We start from the raw sequence: 15,865 nt of genomic DNA, 5'->3' as shown, positions 1-15,865 counted from the left end.
CAACATACAGTCGAAATGAATAAAGACGTTGTAGCGATTACTAATCGCATTATTGAACGCAGTAAAGCGACTCGTTCTGCTTATTTAAAAAAAATTGATGACGCTAAATCAACCACCGTACATCGTGCCAGTTTATCTTGCGGCAATTTAGCCCATGGTTTTGCGGCTTGTGGTAAAGAAGACAAAGCTGCACTTCGTGGTATCAATCACTCCGATGTTGCTATTATTTCAGCGTATAACGATATGCTATCAGCACATCAGCCTTACGAAACCTACCCAGGAATTATTAAAGAAGCGGTAAAAGAAGCCGGTGGCGTTGCACAATTTGCAGGCGGTGTGCCAGCAATGTGTGATGGCGTTACTCAAGGCCAACCTGGTATGGATCTTAGCTTAATGAGCCGTGATGTTATTGCTATGGCGAGTGCTGTGGGCTTATCACACAACATGTTTGACGGCGCTTTAATGCTTGGTATATGCGATAAAATTGTTCCAGGCTTATTGATTGCTAGTATGACCTTTGGACATTTACCTACCGTCTTTGTTCCTGCAGGTCCTATGCCTTCTGGTATTCCTAACAAGGAAAAAGCGCGTGTACGTCAACAATTTGCACAAGGTGAAGTAGATGAAGAAGCACTGCTTGAAGCGGAGTCTGCCTCTTATCACTCTGCTGGTACTTGTACTTTCTTTGGTACTGCAAACTCGAATCAATTAGTGGTCGAGGTAATGGGTTTACATTTACCTGGTGCATCTTTTGTTGCACCTAATACCGAGTTGCGAGAAGAATTAACGAAAGCTGCAGCTCGTCAAGTAACTCGATTAACTCAGCAATCAGGGAATTATTTACCTGTAGGTCGTATGGTTGACGAGCGTTCAATTGTTAATGCGATAGTTGCGTTATTAGCAACGGGTGGTTCGACTAACTTAACTATGCACATTATTGCTTTTGCTCGTGCGGCAGGCATCATTATTAACTTTCAAGATTTTAATGACTTATCGCATGCTGTACCTTTAATTACTCGTATATACCCTAATGGACATGCTGATATCAACCACTTTGAACAAGCAGGTGGCATGGCATTATTATTTAAAGAACTTATCGATGCAGGGTTAGTACATGAAGATGTAGAAACAATCTGTGGTCGTGGTTTATCACGTTATACCAAAAAACCAGTCCTAGAAAATGGACAACTTGTTTGGGTTGATGGCGCTACAACGTCGGGCGATGACGAAGTTATTGCCACGGTTAAAAAACCATTTAAAGCCGATGGTGGGCTAAAAACAATGAAAGGGAATTTGGGGACGTCTGTACTTAAAACCTCATCTTTACGTGAAGGTAGTTTTGTTATTAAAGCACCTGCGGTTGTTTTTGAAGATCAACATGAATTAGACGACGCTTTTCACCGTGGAGAGTTAGAAAAAGACTTTATCGCTGTTGTTCGATTCCAAGGCCCGAAAGCTCGTGGTATGCCTGAACTTCATAAATTAACACCACCTTTAGGTGTGTTACAAGACAAAGGCTTTAAAGTGGCTTTGGTTACTGACGGTCGAATGTCAGGTGCCTCAGGTAAAGTGCCTGCAGCAATACATCTATGCCCCGAAGCATTAGACGGTGGTTTGATCGCCAAAATTAAAACCGGCGATATGTTATTACTCGATGGTGAAAACGGCGAGCTATCGCTATTACTTAGTGATGAAGAAATTGCGCAACGTGATAATGCAATATTCCAAGTCAATGGTCATCATCAAGCCATGGGACGAGAACTTTTCGGCTTTATGCGCCGTAATTTAAGCTCTGCTGAAACAGGTGCGTGTTCTTTATTTGATCAAGATATTGAGCAATCAGGTAATAAGACAAACGGAATCAGCTAATGACTTCACAAGTAATTAATTTAGTTGCGGATATTGGCGGCACCAATATCCGAGTCGGTTACTTTGTCACGGATCAAACAACGGGACTGGCTTCAGAGATTCTCGAGTTGCAAGTATTTAAATGTGCAGAGTACCCAAGCTTAGCTCTTGTACTACAAACCTATTTAGAAAAAGCAGCAGTCCAGAATCATGTCATTAATGTCTGTTTAGCCATTGCTTGTCCAGTTGAAAACGACTTAATTACCATGACCAATCTACCATGGGAGTTTTCACAAAAAGAGCTGAAAGAGCAACTAAATTTCAATAGCTTGTATTTGATTAACGACTACACGGCAATAGCCCATGCTGTCCCTTTTTTGAAAGACGATCAAAAAGTAAAAATTGGTGGTGGCTCAGCTGTTAATGAAAAACCTATTGCTATATGTGGTCCAGGAACAGGGTTAGGTGTTGCTAATGTTGTTTTTTCTCAAGGTAATTGGGTGAGCCTAGGTGGCGAAGGAGGGCATGTTGATTTTGCTCCGATTGATGACACTGAGATGAAAATTTTATCGTTTTTATTAACCAAGTATCAGCATGTTTCTTACGAACAGCTTTTATCAGGGTTAGGGCTCGAGCAAATTTATCAAGCTTTATCACATTTAGCAGGCAGTACCGACAATTTAAATTTAAATTTAACGGCTCAACAAATTTCTGAAAACGCAATAGCAAAAACCTGTACAAGGTGTGAACAAACCTTGTCTCAGTTTTGCAAAATCTTAGGTAGTTTTGCCGGAAACCTTTCATTAACCATGTCTAGTTTTGGTGGTGTATACATAGCAGGTGGTATTGTCCCTCGCTTTGTTGATTACTTTAAGAACAGTGATTTTAGAACAAGATTTGAAGAAAAAGGGCGCTTTAAAGGTTTTAATAGCTCAATACCTACTTATGTAATTACTGAATCACAACCAGGAATTTTAGGTGCAAGTGCTTTTCTTCAGCAACAACTAACGAAAGACCAAACTCTTTATAAAAATTAACAGGAACATTATGAGTGTATTAAAAAATTGGCAAATTATGCCAAAAGAACTTTTTTCAATGGGACCCATAGTTCCTGTGCTAGTTATTAAAAAAGTAGAAGATGCTTTACCGATTGCCGAAGCACTATTAGCTGCTGATGTGAAAGTATTAGAAGTCACGTTAAGAACGCCAGCGGCGCTTGATGTAATTTCAACCATTGCCAAAGAATTACCTGAAGCCATTATTGGTGCAGGCACGGTAACTAACCGAGAGCAGCTACAACGTTCGTATGATGCCGGTGCAAAATTCGCGATTAGTCCAGGATTAACTAAAGACTTATTACAAGCAGGTAATGAAGGTAATATCGCGCTTATTCCAGGAATATCATCAATTTCTGAGTTAATGGACGGAGCTGATTATGGTTACGATCATCTTAAGTTTTTCCCTGCGGAAGCTTCTGGTGGTGTAAAAGCCATTCAATCTATTGGTGGCCCATTCCCTGATATTCGTTTTTGTCCAACAGGTGGCATAAACATTAATAATGTTAGAGATTACTTAGCCTTGTCTAATGTGGCATGTTGTGGCGGTTCGTGGTTAGTTAACGATAAAATAATTGAGGCGAAAGATTGGTCTGCAATTACTCAACTTGCTAACCAAGCATTAGAACACGTTAAATAACCGTTCTGTAAGTTTTAGATCAAAAGCCAAACAATCGTTTGGCTTTTTTGTTGGCGCTATTTGATCATTTATCTACATTTATCAAAAAATATCAGCAATTTCACACAAAAAAAAGCCAGAAATCATCTGGCTTTTTCGTATTAATTGACTGACCCGACAGGCTTAATTTACATAAGCGATGATTTATTTGTCGTAACTTACAATATAAGCAACTAAATCAAGAACCTTGTTCGAGTAACCAATTTCATTATCATACCAAGAAACGACTTTCACAAACGTATCGGTTAAAGCAATACCAGCATTTGCATCGAATACAGAAGTGCATGTTTCACCGATAAAATCGTTTGAAACAACTTGATCTTCGGTATAGTCTAAAATACCTTTTAACTCGCCTTGTGAAGCGTCTTTCATTGCTTGACAAATTTCTTCATAGCTCGCAGGTTTTTCAAGGTTTACCGTTAAATCGACCACAGAAACATCTGGGGTAGGAACACGAAAAGCCATGCCAGTTAATTTACCATTTAATGCAGGAATAACTTTGCCAACGGCTTTAGCTGCACCTGTAGAAGAAGGAATAATGTTTTGACCGGCACCACGGCCACCGCGCCAATCTTTTGCTGACGGGCTATCGACAGTTTTTTGTGTCGCAGTTGTTGCATGAATTGTCGTCATTAAACCATCTTTAATGCCCCAGTTGTCATTCAATACTTTAGCAATAGGTGCTAAACAATTGGTTGTACAAGAAGCATTTGAAACAATGTCTTGTCCTAAGTAATCAGTTTGGTTAACACCACAAACAAACATTGGTGTATCGTCTTTAGATGGAGCCGTTAATACCACCTTTTTAGCGCCTGCGCTAATATGTTTACGAGCCGTTTCGTCTGTTAAGAATAAACCGGTTGATTCAACCACTACATCGGCGTTTATAGCATCCCACTTCAAGTCTGCAGGGTTACGCTCTGCTGTTACGCGAATAGTGTTACCATTAACGATTAATTGTCCGTCTACTACTTCAACTGTGCCGTTGAAACGTCCATGAGTCGAGTCATATTTTAATAAATATGCCATGTAGTCAACGTCAATCAAGTCGTTAATACCAACAATTTCAATGTCAGTTCTTTGGGCTGCAGCTCTAAATACAAATCGGCCGATACGGCCAAAACCATTAATACCTACTTTAATTGTCATGATATAAACTCCTATAATTCTTTATGTAGTAAAATTACATCATTTTGAGAATATTACAAGTGAAATATCGGTTGTGCTGGCTTTTAATCGCACTTATTGAGCTTTTATTACGTAGGTTTACTAAAATATTAATTATTACACCCGAATGATATACAAAATTGAATGAATTAGATCTTTTTGCATGGTAGAATGCCGGCAATCTGTAATCAATTTTAATACGTTTACATTCGTTAAACGGTTAGCTTTTATCTTTATAAATTGGAATTTAACTATGACACAAGAGAATAGTTTGTGTGACATTGGCTTTATTGGCTTAGGCGTAATGGGCAAGAACCTTGTTTTAAATCTCGCTGATAATGGTCATAAAATAGCTGCGTTTGATTTAAATAGTGAAAAAATCGATGAAGTTATCGAACAAGACCTTACTGAACAAATAAATTTAGGCGAAGGTGAAGCTAAAAAGCGCGTTCATGGTTGTTCTTCTTATACGCAGTTACTTTCTCAACTAAAATCCCCACATTTAATTGTATTATCTGTACCTGCAGGTGCTCCAGTTGATCAAGTATGTGAAAACTTGATTGGCGCAGGTATACAGCCTGACGATATTGTTATTGATACAGGTAATAGCCTTTGGGTTGACACAGTAGCTAGAGAAGCTAAATATAAATCTAACTTTATTTTATTTTCATCAGCAGTTTCTGGTGGAGAAGTGGGAGCCAGATTTGGTCCTGCATTAATGCCAAGCGGCTCTCCTTATGCTTGGAGTCGAATTAAACCGATATGGGAGTCTATTTCAGCTAAAGTTGACTCTGCTACAGGTAAGCCCTTAGAGCGCAAAAAACCTGGTGAAGTAATCAACCAAGGTGAGCCATGTACAGCCTATATTGGTCCAGCAGGTGCTGGTCATTATGTAAAAATGGTACACAACGGTATTGAATATGCGGATATGCAAATAATTTGTGAAGCCTACCATATTTTAAGGGAGGGACTTTCTTTAAGCCCTGATGAAATTGCCGATATATTTGAACAATGGAATTTAGGTCCACTAGACAGTTATTTAATGGAAATTTCCGTGGAGGTCCTTCGTCATAAAACCACAGAAGGTTTACCGCTAGTTGATGTCATTCTCGACAAAGCTGGACAAAAAGGGACAGGTTTATGGACAGCGATGAGCAGTTTAGAAGTTGGATGTCCGGCACCTACAATTTCGCAAGCCGTGTATGCTCGCTCTATTTCTTCCTTTAAAACATTACGTCTTCAAGGTGCTGAATTACTTGCAGGGCCTTCCAGTGAAAACTTTAGTCAAGATGAAAAGCAATTGCTGATTGATCAAGTACATGATGCCATTTACTGTTCAAAAATTTGTGCTTACGCCCAAGGTTTTCAATTAATGAAACTAGCAGGTAAAGAACATGGTTGGAGTTTAGATTTCGCTAGTATTGCTAAAATATGGCGTGCGGGCTGTATTATTCGTGCCGCCTTTCTGCAGTCTATTACAGATGCTTTTGAGCGAAATGACGATCTTGAGAACCTATTATTAGATGAGTTTTTTGCTAAACAAATAAGTCAAAGTCAAACCAATTGGCGTAAAGCGGTTGCTCAGTCAACTTTACTTGGCATTCCAACGGGGGCTTTATCTTCGTCTTTAGCTTATTATGATTCAATGCGAAGTGGCGTATTACCTGCAAACTTGTTACAAGGACAACGCGATTATTTTGGTGCCCACACCTTTGAAAGGCTAGATAAAACACCAGGCAAAAAATATCATGTTCAATGGTCAACACCATCACGTGATATGATAGCTTTAAAGTCAACGTAAATAACGAAGTAACAGTAGCTACATTATGTAAATAAGGCGCTTACAATGAATAATGATGATTATAAAGACAAATTAAGTGAAGAGGCGTTCAAAGTGTGTCGGTTAGCGGCAACAGAGCGCCCGTTTACAGGGATTTATAATGATCATTGGCAAGTAGGGACATATCATTGTGCTTGCTGTGAGCGGCCTTTATTTAATTCTGCTGATAAGTTTGATGCCGGTTGTGGTTGGCCAAGCTTTAGTGCTTCAATTGAGAATCAAATTAACTATTTAGTCGATAACTCTTTAGCAATGCAACGCACTGAAATTCAGTGTAAACATTGCCAATCTCATTTAGGCCATGTATTTAATGATGGCCCACACCCAACAGGGAAACGCTATTGCGTTAATTCTCTTAGTTTACATTTTGTTGCGGGTTAAAAAGCTTTAATACTGTTTTATTACCAATAACAATTCGTAAGTCAATTAACAGATTGTATTTATCTTTTCTACCGTGCCAATGCCTAACCTTTGCAAACCATTATTTTACCTGTCATGCGTTCAATCATTTTTATTAAGTAAAAAATTTTATCGGTAAAATAACTATTTTTTTATCAGAATTATTAAATTTATAATCTGTAACTGCTGGCGAAACATTACAGCTTGCATTACAATATGCGCCGCATCTAAGTATCACTGTTTCCAAGCAAGTAAATTTAATATACATTGGTAACAGATTCTCGTTCAATTGACTGAAATAAAAGGTTTATGCAATGACTTCTCATCTCGAGGAACAATATCAAACAAGCTGGCTAGAGCGTCAAACTTTCGCTGAAAATATGTTACCTATTATCGGCCAACTCTTTAGAAATAATGGAATTGAAATTTCTATCTATGGTCGCCCAATGGTAAATGCTTCTACTATCGACATTATTAAAGCGCACAAATCAGTTGCCTTACATGAAGATAATAAACTTCGGTTACGTGAAAGCTTTCCATTTTTAGCCGCGTTAAACAAAATGAGTTTAGCCCCATCACGTATTGATATTGGTAAGTTAGCTTACCGTTATTTGTTTTTAGGTGAAGCCAATGGTTTATCAATTGAACAATACCTAGAAAAAGAACTTTCTGACATTACCAAAGATGATAAAAAACAAGAATCTCAAGATGTTGTTCTTTATGGTTTTGGTCGAATAGGGCGCTTACTTGCTCGTTTACTCATTGAACGTACAGGCCCTAGTAGTCAATTAAACTTGAGAGCGATTGTACTGAGACCTGGCAAAGGTGAAGATTTAGAAAAACGTGCTAGCTTATTACGTCGTGATTCAGTTCATGGTGCATTTAACGGCAGCATTACCATAGACAAAGAAAACAATGTAATAAAAGCTAATGGTGCTTTTATTCAAGTGATCTATGCAAAATCACCTTCTGAAGTCGATTATACGGCTTACGGTATTAAGGATGCGTTGCTTGTTGATAATACCGGTATTTGGACTGATGAAGATGGCTTAGGTCAACATTTACAGTCAAATGGAATTGCTAAAGTTTTATTAACAGCCCCAGCTAAAGGTAGCATTAAAAATATTGTTTATGGTGTTAACCAAGACATGATTTTAGCTGATGATAAAATAGTTTCAGCGGCAAGTTGTACAACTAACGCGATAACGCCAGTTTTAAAAGCAATAAACGATAAGTTTGGTATTAAAAACGGTCATGTTGAAACAGTACATTCTTATACCAATGATCAAAACCTGATTGACAACTACCATCCTGCGCCGCGTCGTGGTCGAAGTGCACCTTTGAATATGGTTATTAGTACTACTGGTGCAGCTAAAGCGGTATCAAAAGCATTACCAGAATTAGAAGGGTTGTTAACAGGTAATGCTATTCGAGTACCTACACCAAATGTATCTATGGCGATTTTAAACCTAAACTTAAATTCACCAACCGATGCCGATGCATTAAATGACTATTTACGTAGCGTGGCATTAAAGTCTGATTTACAAAATCAAATTGACTACACTGCTTCAACCGAAATTGTTTCAACTGATTTAGTTGGCTCTCGTTATGCAGGTGTTGTTGATTCTCAAGCGACAATTGTTGATGGCGATCGTACAGTATTGTACGTTTGGTATGATAACGAGTTTGGTTACAGCTGTCAGGTAGTTCGTGTTATGCATGAAATGTCTGGTATTTATGTACCTACTTTGCCTGCTCAATAATTATTAAATTGTTTCACGTTTAAAAAAAGACGCATCAGCGTCTTTTTTTGTTTTTAGTATGCTATTTTGTTACTGCTTTAGCTTTTCTAAACGATAATAATAGAAAGTTAGCGCAAATAAAGCGACAACAAAAGGCAAACTAGACCATACAACAAACTGCCAACCTGCTTTATATAAAACCCATCCTGCCATTAATGAGGCAAATGCTTGAAAGCCAAATAATATAAAGTCATTCAGCGCTTGTACTTTATGTCGTTCGCTACTGTTATAGCTTAAAGGTAATAAGGAAGTGCCAGTTAAAAATAAAAAATTCCAACCAATGCCTAATAGTATTAGCGCCCACCAGTAATGCATCACCTGTTGACCAGATAGGGCAATTAACGCGACACTCCCGTAGATGCAGGTTCCTGCTAATAATAACACTTTCAAACCTAGTTTTTTTACTAACCATGCGGTAAATAATGACGGAAGAAACATGGCTGCAATGTGACTTTGAATTACCCACTTTGTTTCTTCTAAGCTATGCCCATGTAAGGCATGCATGCTAATCGGCGTTGCGGTCATTAAATAACTCATTAAGGCATAACCAATAGTTGCTGCTAAAATAGCAACAATAAATATGGGCTGTTTAATAATTTCAGCCATCGCACGAGGATTTCCTGTGTGTTGTACATCATCCATTTTTGGGTTGTTAAACCCGATCATCACAATCATTGATAGAACAACTAAGGCCGCTAAAACAAGAAACGAACCCGAATAACCAAAGGGTGAAGGGATTAAATCTTTGGCAGCTAACGCAACTTCAGGGCCGAGAAAGGCGGCAAATAATCCACTAAGCATTAAAATAGACAGCACTTTGGGAATATCATCACTGCTTTGCGTGCTTTCAATCGCGGCAAACCGAATTTGTTGGGTGAAAGCTGTACTAGCACCAAAAAGAAGGCTAGCAAAAACAAATAATTCAAAGCTCGCTATCTGGCTCGAAATAAATGCACATATTGAAGCAACAAGTGAGCATGAAAAACCAGTCAGTGTGGCAAATTTTCTTCCTTTGCGCTTAGCAAGAAGTGCCGCAGGAATTGAAGTGCTCGCTACTCCTAAAATCATGACGGTAATAGGCAAGGTCGCTAATGAAGGATCGTCGATCATTTGAGTCGCTAAAATCGCGCCAATAAAAACAATCACAGGAGAGGCTGCCATTGCTAAAGGTTGTGCGACAAACAGTAGCCATATATTTCGAGGTAAATTGATAAATTTAGACAAAAATAATGGGGTAATTAACAAGATACCCAGTGTGATAAAAATATGTGAAAACATTCAATGAGCCAAAGTGTAATTACTAGACTGTTATGTTAATACAATAATTAAAGTACTGATAGCTCAATGCGTTATTAGCGTAAAGTACAACACGTTAAGTTAAAATAGTGAAGGAAGTCGTTGATCTTTATCAAAGAACGACAAGGAGTGTGTTGCAACCGAGTAAATTAACACGTAGTTTACCGATAATAATCTATTTATTAAATTAGCCAAATAAGCGAATTAATATGAGCACAGACGATATTCAAACTACCATGAATGATGATTCAGCAATCTATTACGAAGAACAAGGAAATGAAGTTTCTTTATTCGAATATGCTTTTCAAAACCAATTTCCTGTCTTAATTAAAGGTCCTACTGGTTGTGGAAAAACACGCTTTGTTGCTCATATGGCAAAAAAATTGAATAAACCATTATATACAGTTTCTTGCCATGACGATTTAACCGCTGCTGATTTAGTGGGGCGGCATTTAATTGGGCCAGAAGGTACATACTGGCAAGATGGGCCTTTAACTCGAGCCGTTAGAGAAGGCGGAATTTGTTATTTAGATGAAGTCGTTGAAGCAAGAAAAGACACTACAGTAGTTTTACATCCGTTGGCAGATGATCGTCGTATTCTCCCTTTAGAGCGCACAGGTGAGCTTATTGAAGCTGCTCCTGGTTTTATGTTAGTCGTGTCGTACAATCCTGGTTACCAAAATTTATTAAAAGGTATGAAACCCAGCACAAGACAAAGATTTGTTGCGCTTCGTTTTGATTACCCCAGTAAAGAAGTTGAACAAGAGATTGTAATTAAAGAAACAGGAGCAGATCCCCATTTAGCTTATCAATTGGTAGAGCTTGCTCAAGCGTTACGTAGATTAGAACAAAATGATTTAGAAGAAGTTGCCTCTACCCGGTTGCTAATTTATGCAGCTCGTATGATAAAAAGTGGCATGAACCCGCTGGATGTTTGTCGTTGCTGTCTTGCAGAGCCATTAACTGATGATCCGCAAACAGTTAAAGCATTAATGGATGTTGCACGCATATATTTTGATGACTAAATTGTTAATTAGTAAATATTACGAACTAACATGAGAGGAACTATGTCTTCAGAGCTAACATTGAGCGATAACATGGCTAAAAATAAAAAACTGCCTGGTGATTTAGCCATGTGGTTTTTTATTTTAGCTGAGTTGTCCGTTTTTGCGGTGTTTTTTATAGGGTTTGCTGTTGCAGAGCAACTAAATGTCGAATTGTTTAGAACATCTAAAGATCAGCTTCACCCAATTGCTGGCTTAATTAATACCCTTGCATTAATTACCAGCAGCTTTTTTGTGGCACTTTCGCTAATCGCTATCAAAAAGAGGCAATATAATGCGTGTGTCAGCCATTTAGTACTCGCGCAAGTTTTTGCACTTGTTTATATCGTGGTAAAGCTAACAGAATATCAATACCTGTTTGATGCCGGTATTGATATAGAAACGAACACTTTTTTTACCTTATATTTTTTAATTACCGGCTTTCACTTAATGCACATATTATTAGGCATGGTCATTTTAACGTATATGGCAGTAAAAGCCTTTAAAAAGTCATATAACCAAGAGTTTTCAGGGTTTGAAGCTGGTGCGAGTTATTGGCACATGGTTGATATGTTATGGATTATTTTATTTCCCCTTATTTATATTATTTAAAGCAGCAAAAACTATGCATATATATTTGAATTGGTTTTGGTTAATCTCACTCACGTTATTGTCTGCTTTTATTGGACATTTTATTGATAATCAATTTATTTTTATTGTCAGTGTTTTATTTATTGTTTTTTTAAAAGGCCAACAGATTGTTGATGTTTTTATGGAGTTAAAGCACGCACCTAATAAATGGCGTTGGTTAATGCTCAGCTACGTTATTTTGTTACCCGTAATTATTGGTTTTATTTATTTGGTTTAAGATTTTTAACTAGCAATTTTTAATAGCCAATTAACTATTTTGTTTTTAATGTCGTTATATATCTAGTCTGCAGTTACATTTTGATACATATCCCTAAAAATTTGATTTCTATCAAATAGTTTTTATTTTATTAGTCTACTATGTAAGTGTTCAAACATTTATATATCAACTGAGGGTAGATAACACTATGTCAGAGAGTTTTACTAAGGGTATGGCTCGAAATATTTATTATGGAGGAAGTGTTTTCTTCTTTTTAATATTTTTAGCGTTAACTTTTCATACAACCAAAGAGATGCCCAAGCGGGATCATAGAGAAAATATTACAGAGTCTGTTGCCCGAGGCAAAGCCTTATGGGAAGACAATAATTGCATTGGTTGTCATTCGTTAATTGGGGAAGGCGCATATTTTGCTCCTGAGCTAGGCAATGTATATAACCGTCGTGGTGGTGAAGCTGGCTTTAAAGCTTTCTTTAATGGCTGGATGAAAGCACAACCGCTTAATATTCCAGGACGTAGGCAAATGCCTAATTTTCATCTTGACGACCAAGAAATTGATGACTTAGCAGAGTTTTTGAAGTGGACTTCAGAAATGGATACTAATAATTGGCCACCAAACATAGAAGGATAGGGTAGATGAACACTTTAAAATATCAATCTCAAGCCGTAGCAAAACCTTATTTTATCTTTGCGTTGGTTTTATTTGCAGGTCAAATTTTATTTGGTTTGATCATGGGACTTCAGTATGTTGTTGGTGACTTTTTAGCCGGCGCAATTCCATTCAATGTTGCACGTATGGTACATACCAATTTATTAATTGTTTGGTTACTGTTTGGTTTTATGGGAGCCGCTTATTATTTAGTTCCTGAAGAATCTGAAACCGAATTATATAGTCCTAAACTTGCCATTACACTTTTTTGGATATTTGCAGTTGCAGCTGTAACTACTGTGTTAGGTTACTTGTTAGTGCCTTATTCAACGCTTGCAGAAATAACTTATAACGATTTGTGGCCAACCATGGGCCGCGAGTTTTTAGAAATGCCAACGATTACTAAAATTGGTGTCGTTGTTGTTGCTTTAGGCTTTTTATTCAACTTAGGTATGACTATATTAAAGGGAAGAAAAACGGCCATTAACATGGTATTAATGACCGGTTTAATCGGCTTGGCTGTTTTTTTCTTATTTGCATTTTACAACCCAACTAACTTAGCGCTTGATAAGTACTTTTGGTGGTTTGTTGTTCACCTTTGGGTAGAAGGTGTATGGGAATTAATCATGGGTGCTATTTTAGCTTATGTATTAATTAAAATTACCGGCGTAGATCGCGAAGTTATTGAAAAGTGGTTATATGTTATTATTGCTATGGCTTTAATTTCAGGTATTTTAGGAACTGGGCATCACTTTTATTGGTTAACAACACCAGAGTATTGGCAATGGGTTGGTAGTGTATTCTCGGCTATAGAGCCTCTGCCATTTTTTGCTATGGTATTATATGCCTTTAATATGGTTAATCGCCGCCGCAGAGAACACCCTAATAAAGCGGCAACGCTTTGGGCGCTTGGAACTGCTGTAATGGCATTTTTAGGTGCAGGCGTATGGGGGTTTTTACATACATTAGCCCCAGTAAATTATTACACTCATGGTACCCAAATAACCGCTGCGCATGGGCATATGGCATTTTATGGTGCTTATGCCATGATTGTAATGACCATTATTTCATTTGCCATGCCTAAAATCCGTGGTATTGGAGAAGCGAACTGTAATAAAGCACAGGTTGTAGAAATGTGGGGCTTTTGGCTAATGACCGTTGCCATGGTTTTTATTACTTTATTCTTAACTGGGGCAGGTATATTACAAGTATGGTTACAACGACTACCTGAAAATGGAGAAGCCTTAGGTTTTATGGCAACACAAGATAAGCTAGCTATATTTTACTGGTTGCGTGAAGTCTCTGGCGTTGTATTTTTACTTGGATTAATTGCATATTTATCGAGCTTTTTTGTAAAAGAAAAAGCAGCATAAGTTAACTCACTAACTAATAAAACCGCAGTTATTTACTGCGGTTTTTTTGTTTAATCGGTTATAAATCACTTAACGGGCTTCGCACACCATTAGCTCCTGCTTCGATTACATGCGTATAAATTTGGGTAGTTCGTAGATCACTATGTCCTAACTGCTCTTGAACTGTTCTAATATCTGCACCTCTTTGTAATAAATGGGTAGCAAAAGAATGTCGTAAAGTATGACAAGTAACGTTTTTTTCGATGTGGGCATCGACAGCAGCTTTTTTCACCCACTTTCGCAAGCTTGTTTCATCTACATGATGGCGTCTTAGTTTATTACTCTCGGGATCTGTACTTAACTTAGCAGCAGGAAATAGATAATGCCAAGATAACTCCATTGCGGCAAACGGGTATTTTTTAGCTAATGCATTAGGCAACCAAACACCTTGATAATAGCCGTTTCTTATATCTTGTTGATACAGAAGTTTTACAGTAGCAATTTGCTGTTTTAAAGGCGTTACCAACTCTTTAGCTAATGTGACTCGACGGTGTTTACCGCCTTTTCCATGCCAAATCATTAGGCAAAGGTAATCAAAATCAATATCTTGCACCCTTAGCCTTGCCACTTCCATTAATCGAAGGCCGCTACCATACATAAGTTTACAAGGAAGTGCATGACTCGATCTTACATTTTTAAGAAGTGCTGATATTTCTGCTACTGTAAGCACAACAGGGAGTTTGGGTTGTGCGGTACTTTTATTAAAGCTTAAATTTAATGTTAATGGGGTTTGTAATACCTCACGATACATAAACACTAAAGCATTTAACGCCAGAGCTTGTGTTTTTGGTGCAACATTTAGCTGAGTAGTTAAATAAGTAAGGTAGAGCTCAACCTCTAAATCATGGCATTGTTGAGGGTGCTTTTTACCATTAAAAATAATAAAACCTTTTATCCAATAAAGATAAGTTTCAATCGTCCTTTTGGCGTATCGCTTAGTCCACATTTGTTCTTTTACATATGTTAAAAATACTGATTTCATGGTAAATTCCTTTTTTATAATGACACTGTGTTTATATACAGTGTAGGTGGTAAATAGTCATTTTGCATGAAATAATGGTAAAACCACGTTTTTACACATCAACCAGTTAAGTGAATAATTTTTAACTGATTGATAAAAATAAAAAAGCAATGTATTGTTCATATAATTAAAAAACATGAAAAAAGGGTAAAGCCCGTGTTTAAACACTGGTTTTACCTAACTAATAAGCTGTTAGTTTGCTGTTAAGTTTTACTAGAGAAAGTGGTTTCGAATTCTGGTGAGTTTGTTAATCGAAGTGGTTCATCACAGGAAGTGTCTAGGTTTTACCAGTCGCGTTTAGCGTTCAAACTTCCATGTAATGTAAATCCCTTTAATTCTTAACTTTTCAATAGTTTGTTGGTAATGTTGCGTTTACAAAATTTACGGTTGTTTGTTTAAGTAAAGTGGGGCGGTCAAGCCGCATCAACACCGCATAACTAACAAGCAATTTAATAGGACAAAAAACAGTTGGCTTCGCTTCGCGATTATAGCCAACCATTTTTCGCCCATTAATTGAGGCGTTAGTTTGCTATTAAGTTTTATTAGGGAAAGTGGTTTCAAACTCTGGTGAGTTTGTTAATCGCAGTGGTTCATCACAGGAAGTGTCTAGGTTTTACTTGTGCGTTTAGCGTTCAAACTTCCATGTAATCTCAATCACGTTAAGCCTTAACTTTTCAATAGTTTGCTGATAATGTTGCGTTTACAAAATTTACGGTTGTTTGTTTTAGTAAGGTGGGGCGGTCAAGCCGCATTAACACCGCATAACTAACAAGCAATTTAATAGGACAA

General features: G+C 37.5%; 14 protein-coding genes. 11 read left to right on the top strand and 3 right to left on the bottom strand.

All coding sequences use genetic code 11. From position 1 onward, the window contains the following. Window positions 1-15 precede the first annotated feature (15 nt). Genes edd through AC27G3_RS11105 form a run of 3 tightly spaced genes read left to right on the top strand, consistent with a single transcriptional unit; the run spans window position 16 to window position 3,543 of the window. The gene (edd, locus tag AC27G3_RS11115) at window positions 16-1,869 is read left to right on the top strand and encodes a phosphogluconate dehydratase (protein ID WP_487121756.1); all 1,854 of its coding nucleotides are present in this window, start codon (window positions 16-18) and stop codon (window positions 1,867-1,869) included. Then, window positions 1,869-2,885: a glucokinase gene (locus AC27G3_RS11110; protein WP_487121571.1), complete on the top strand. Its 1,017-nt coding sequence runs from the start codon at window positions 1,869-1,871 to the stop codon at window positions 2,883-2,885. Before edd ends, AC27G3_RS11110 begins: the two co-directional genes overlap by 1 nt. A 10-nt stretch (window positions 2,886-2,895) precedes the next feature. Next, window positions 2,896-3,543: a bifunctional 4-hydroxy-2-oxoglutarate aldolase/2-dehydro-3-deoxy-phosphogluconate aldolase gene (locus tag AC27G3_RS11105; RefSeq protein WP_487121570.1), complete on the top strand. Its 648-nt coding sequence runs from the start codon at window positions 2,896-2,898 to the stop codon at window positions 3,541-3,543. A 183-nt stretch (window positions 3,544-3,726) separates the two neighbouring features. Here AC27G3_RS11105 and gap read toward each other — a convergent pair whose 3' ends face one another. Further along, entirely contained in the window at window positions 3,727-4,731 is a 1,005-nt protein-coding gene (gene gap / locus AC27G3_RS11100) for a type I glyceraldehyde-3-phosphate dehydrogenase (protein ID WP_487121568.1), read from the bottom strand. A gap of 271 nt (window positions 4,732-5,002) precedes the next feature. Between gap and gndA the strand changes: the two genes are divergently transcribed. The 3 genes from gndA to AC27G3_RS11085 all read left to right on the top strand — a co-directional run bounded on the left by gndA (window position 5,003) and on the right by AC27G3_RS11085 (window position 8,751). Then, on the top strand, window positions 5,003-6,550 hold the full coding sequence (gene gndA, locus AC27G3_RS11095) for an NADP-dependent phosphogluconate dehydrogenase (protein WP_487121566.1): 1,548 nt from the start codon (window positions 5,003-5,005) through the stop codon (window positions 6,548-6,550). A 45-nt stretch (window positions 6,551-6,595) separates the two neighbouring features. Further along, window positions 6,596-6,970: a peptide-methionine (R)-S-oxide reductase MsrB gene (gene msrB, locus AC27G3_RS11090; RefSeq protein WP_487121564.1), complete on the top strand. Its 375-nt coding sequence runs from the start codon at window positions 6,596-6,598 to the stop codon at window positions 6,968-6,970. 332 nt (window positions 6,971-7,302) lie between these two features. After that, window positions 7,303-8,751 carry a glyceraldehyde-3-phosphate dehydrogenase gene (locus AC27G3_RS11085; protein ID WP_487121563.1) on the top strand — a complete coding sequence of 483 codons (1,449 nt, stop codon included), beginning with the start codon at window positions 7,303-7,305 and terminating at the stop codon, window positions 8,749-8,751. A 69-nt stretch (window positions 8,752-8,820) separates the two neighbouring features. Here the strand turns inward: AC27G3_RS11085 and AC27G3_RS11080 are convergent, their stop codons facing one another. Beyond that, the gene (locus tag AC27G3_RS11080) at window positions 8,821-10,068 is read right to left on the bottom strand and encodes an MFS transporter (protein WP_487121561.1); all 1,248 of its coding nucleotides are present in this window, start codon (window positions 10,066-10,068) and stop codon (window positions 8,821-8,823) included. A 227-nt stretch (window positions 10,069-10,295) separates the two neighbouring features. Between AC27G3_RS11080 and AC27G3_RS11075 the strand changes: the two genes are divergently transcribed. The 5 genes from AC27G3_RS11075 (at window position 10,296) to AC27G3_RS11055 (ending at window position 14,016) form a co-directional block, all read left to right on the top strand. After that, window positions 10,296-11,111 (top strand): AAA family ATPase, encoded by an 816-nt coding sequence (locus tag AC27G3_RS11075; protein WP_487121559.1) that lies wholly within the window; start codon window positions 10,296-10,298, stop codon window positions 11,109-11,111. Window positions 11,112-11,153: 42 nt separating this feature from the next. Then, window positions 11,154-11,741 carry a cytochrome c oxidase subunit 3 family protein gene (locus AC27G3_RS11070; RefSeq protein ID WP_487121557.1) on the top strand — a complete coding sequence of 196 codons (588 nt, stop codon included), beginning with the start codon at window positions 11,154-11,156 and terminating at the stop codon, window positions 11,739-11,741. Between the two features lie 13 nt (window positions 11,742-11,754). Beyond that, window positions 11,755-11,997 (top strand): cytochrome C oxidase subunit IV family protein, encoded by a 243-nt coding sequence (locus AC27G3_RS11065; RefSeq protein WP_487121555.1) that lies wholly within the window; start codon window positions 11,755-11,757, stop codon window positions 11,995-11,997. 187 nt (window positions 11,998-12,184) lie between these two features. Continuing rightward, window positions 12,185-12,625 (top strand): c-type cytochrome, encoded by a 441-nt coding sequence (locus tag AC27G3_RS11060; RefSeq protein ID WP_487121553.1) that lies wholly within the window; start codon window positions 12,185-12,187, stop codon window positions 12,623-12,625. Window positions 12,626-12,630: 5 nt separating this feature from the next. Then, window positions 12,631-14,016: a cbb3-type cytochrome c oxidase subunit I gene (locus tag AC27G3_RS11055; protein ID WP_487121551.1), complete on the top strand. Its 1,386-nt coding sequence runs from the start codon at window positions 12,631-12,633 to the stop codon at window positions 14,014-14,016. A 58-nt stretch (window positions 14,017-14,074) separates the two neighbouring features. On the opposite strand, the gene AC27G3_RS11050 is transcribed toward AC27G3_RS11055, so the two are convergent. Continuing rightward, window positions 14,075-15,037, bottom strand: a complete 963-nt coding sequence (locus tag AC27G3_RS11050; protein ID WP_487121549.1) for an integron integrase — start codon at window positions 15,035-15,037, stop codon at window positions 14,075-14,077. Between the last annotated feature and the right edge of the window lie 828 nt (window positions 15,038-15,865).

This window comes from Colwellia sp. SU-HH01217 (assembly GCF_057543495.1).
The sequence above is the reverse complement of the archived record's forward strand: the minus strand, read 5'-3'. Positions and strand labels throughout refer to the sequence as shown.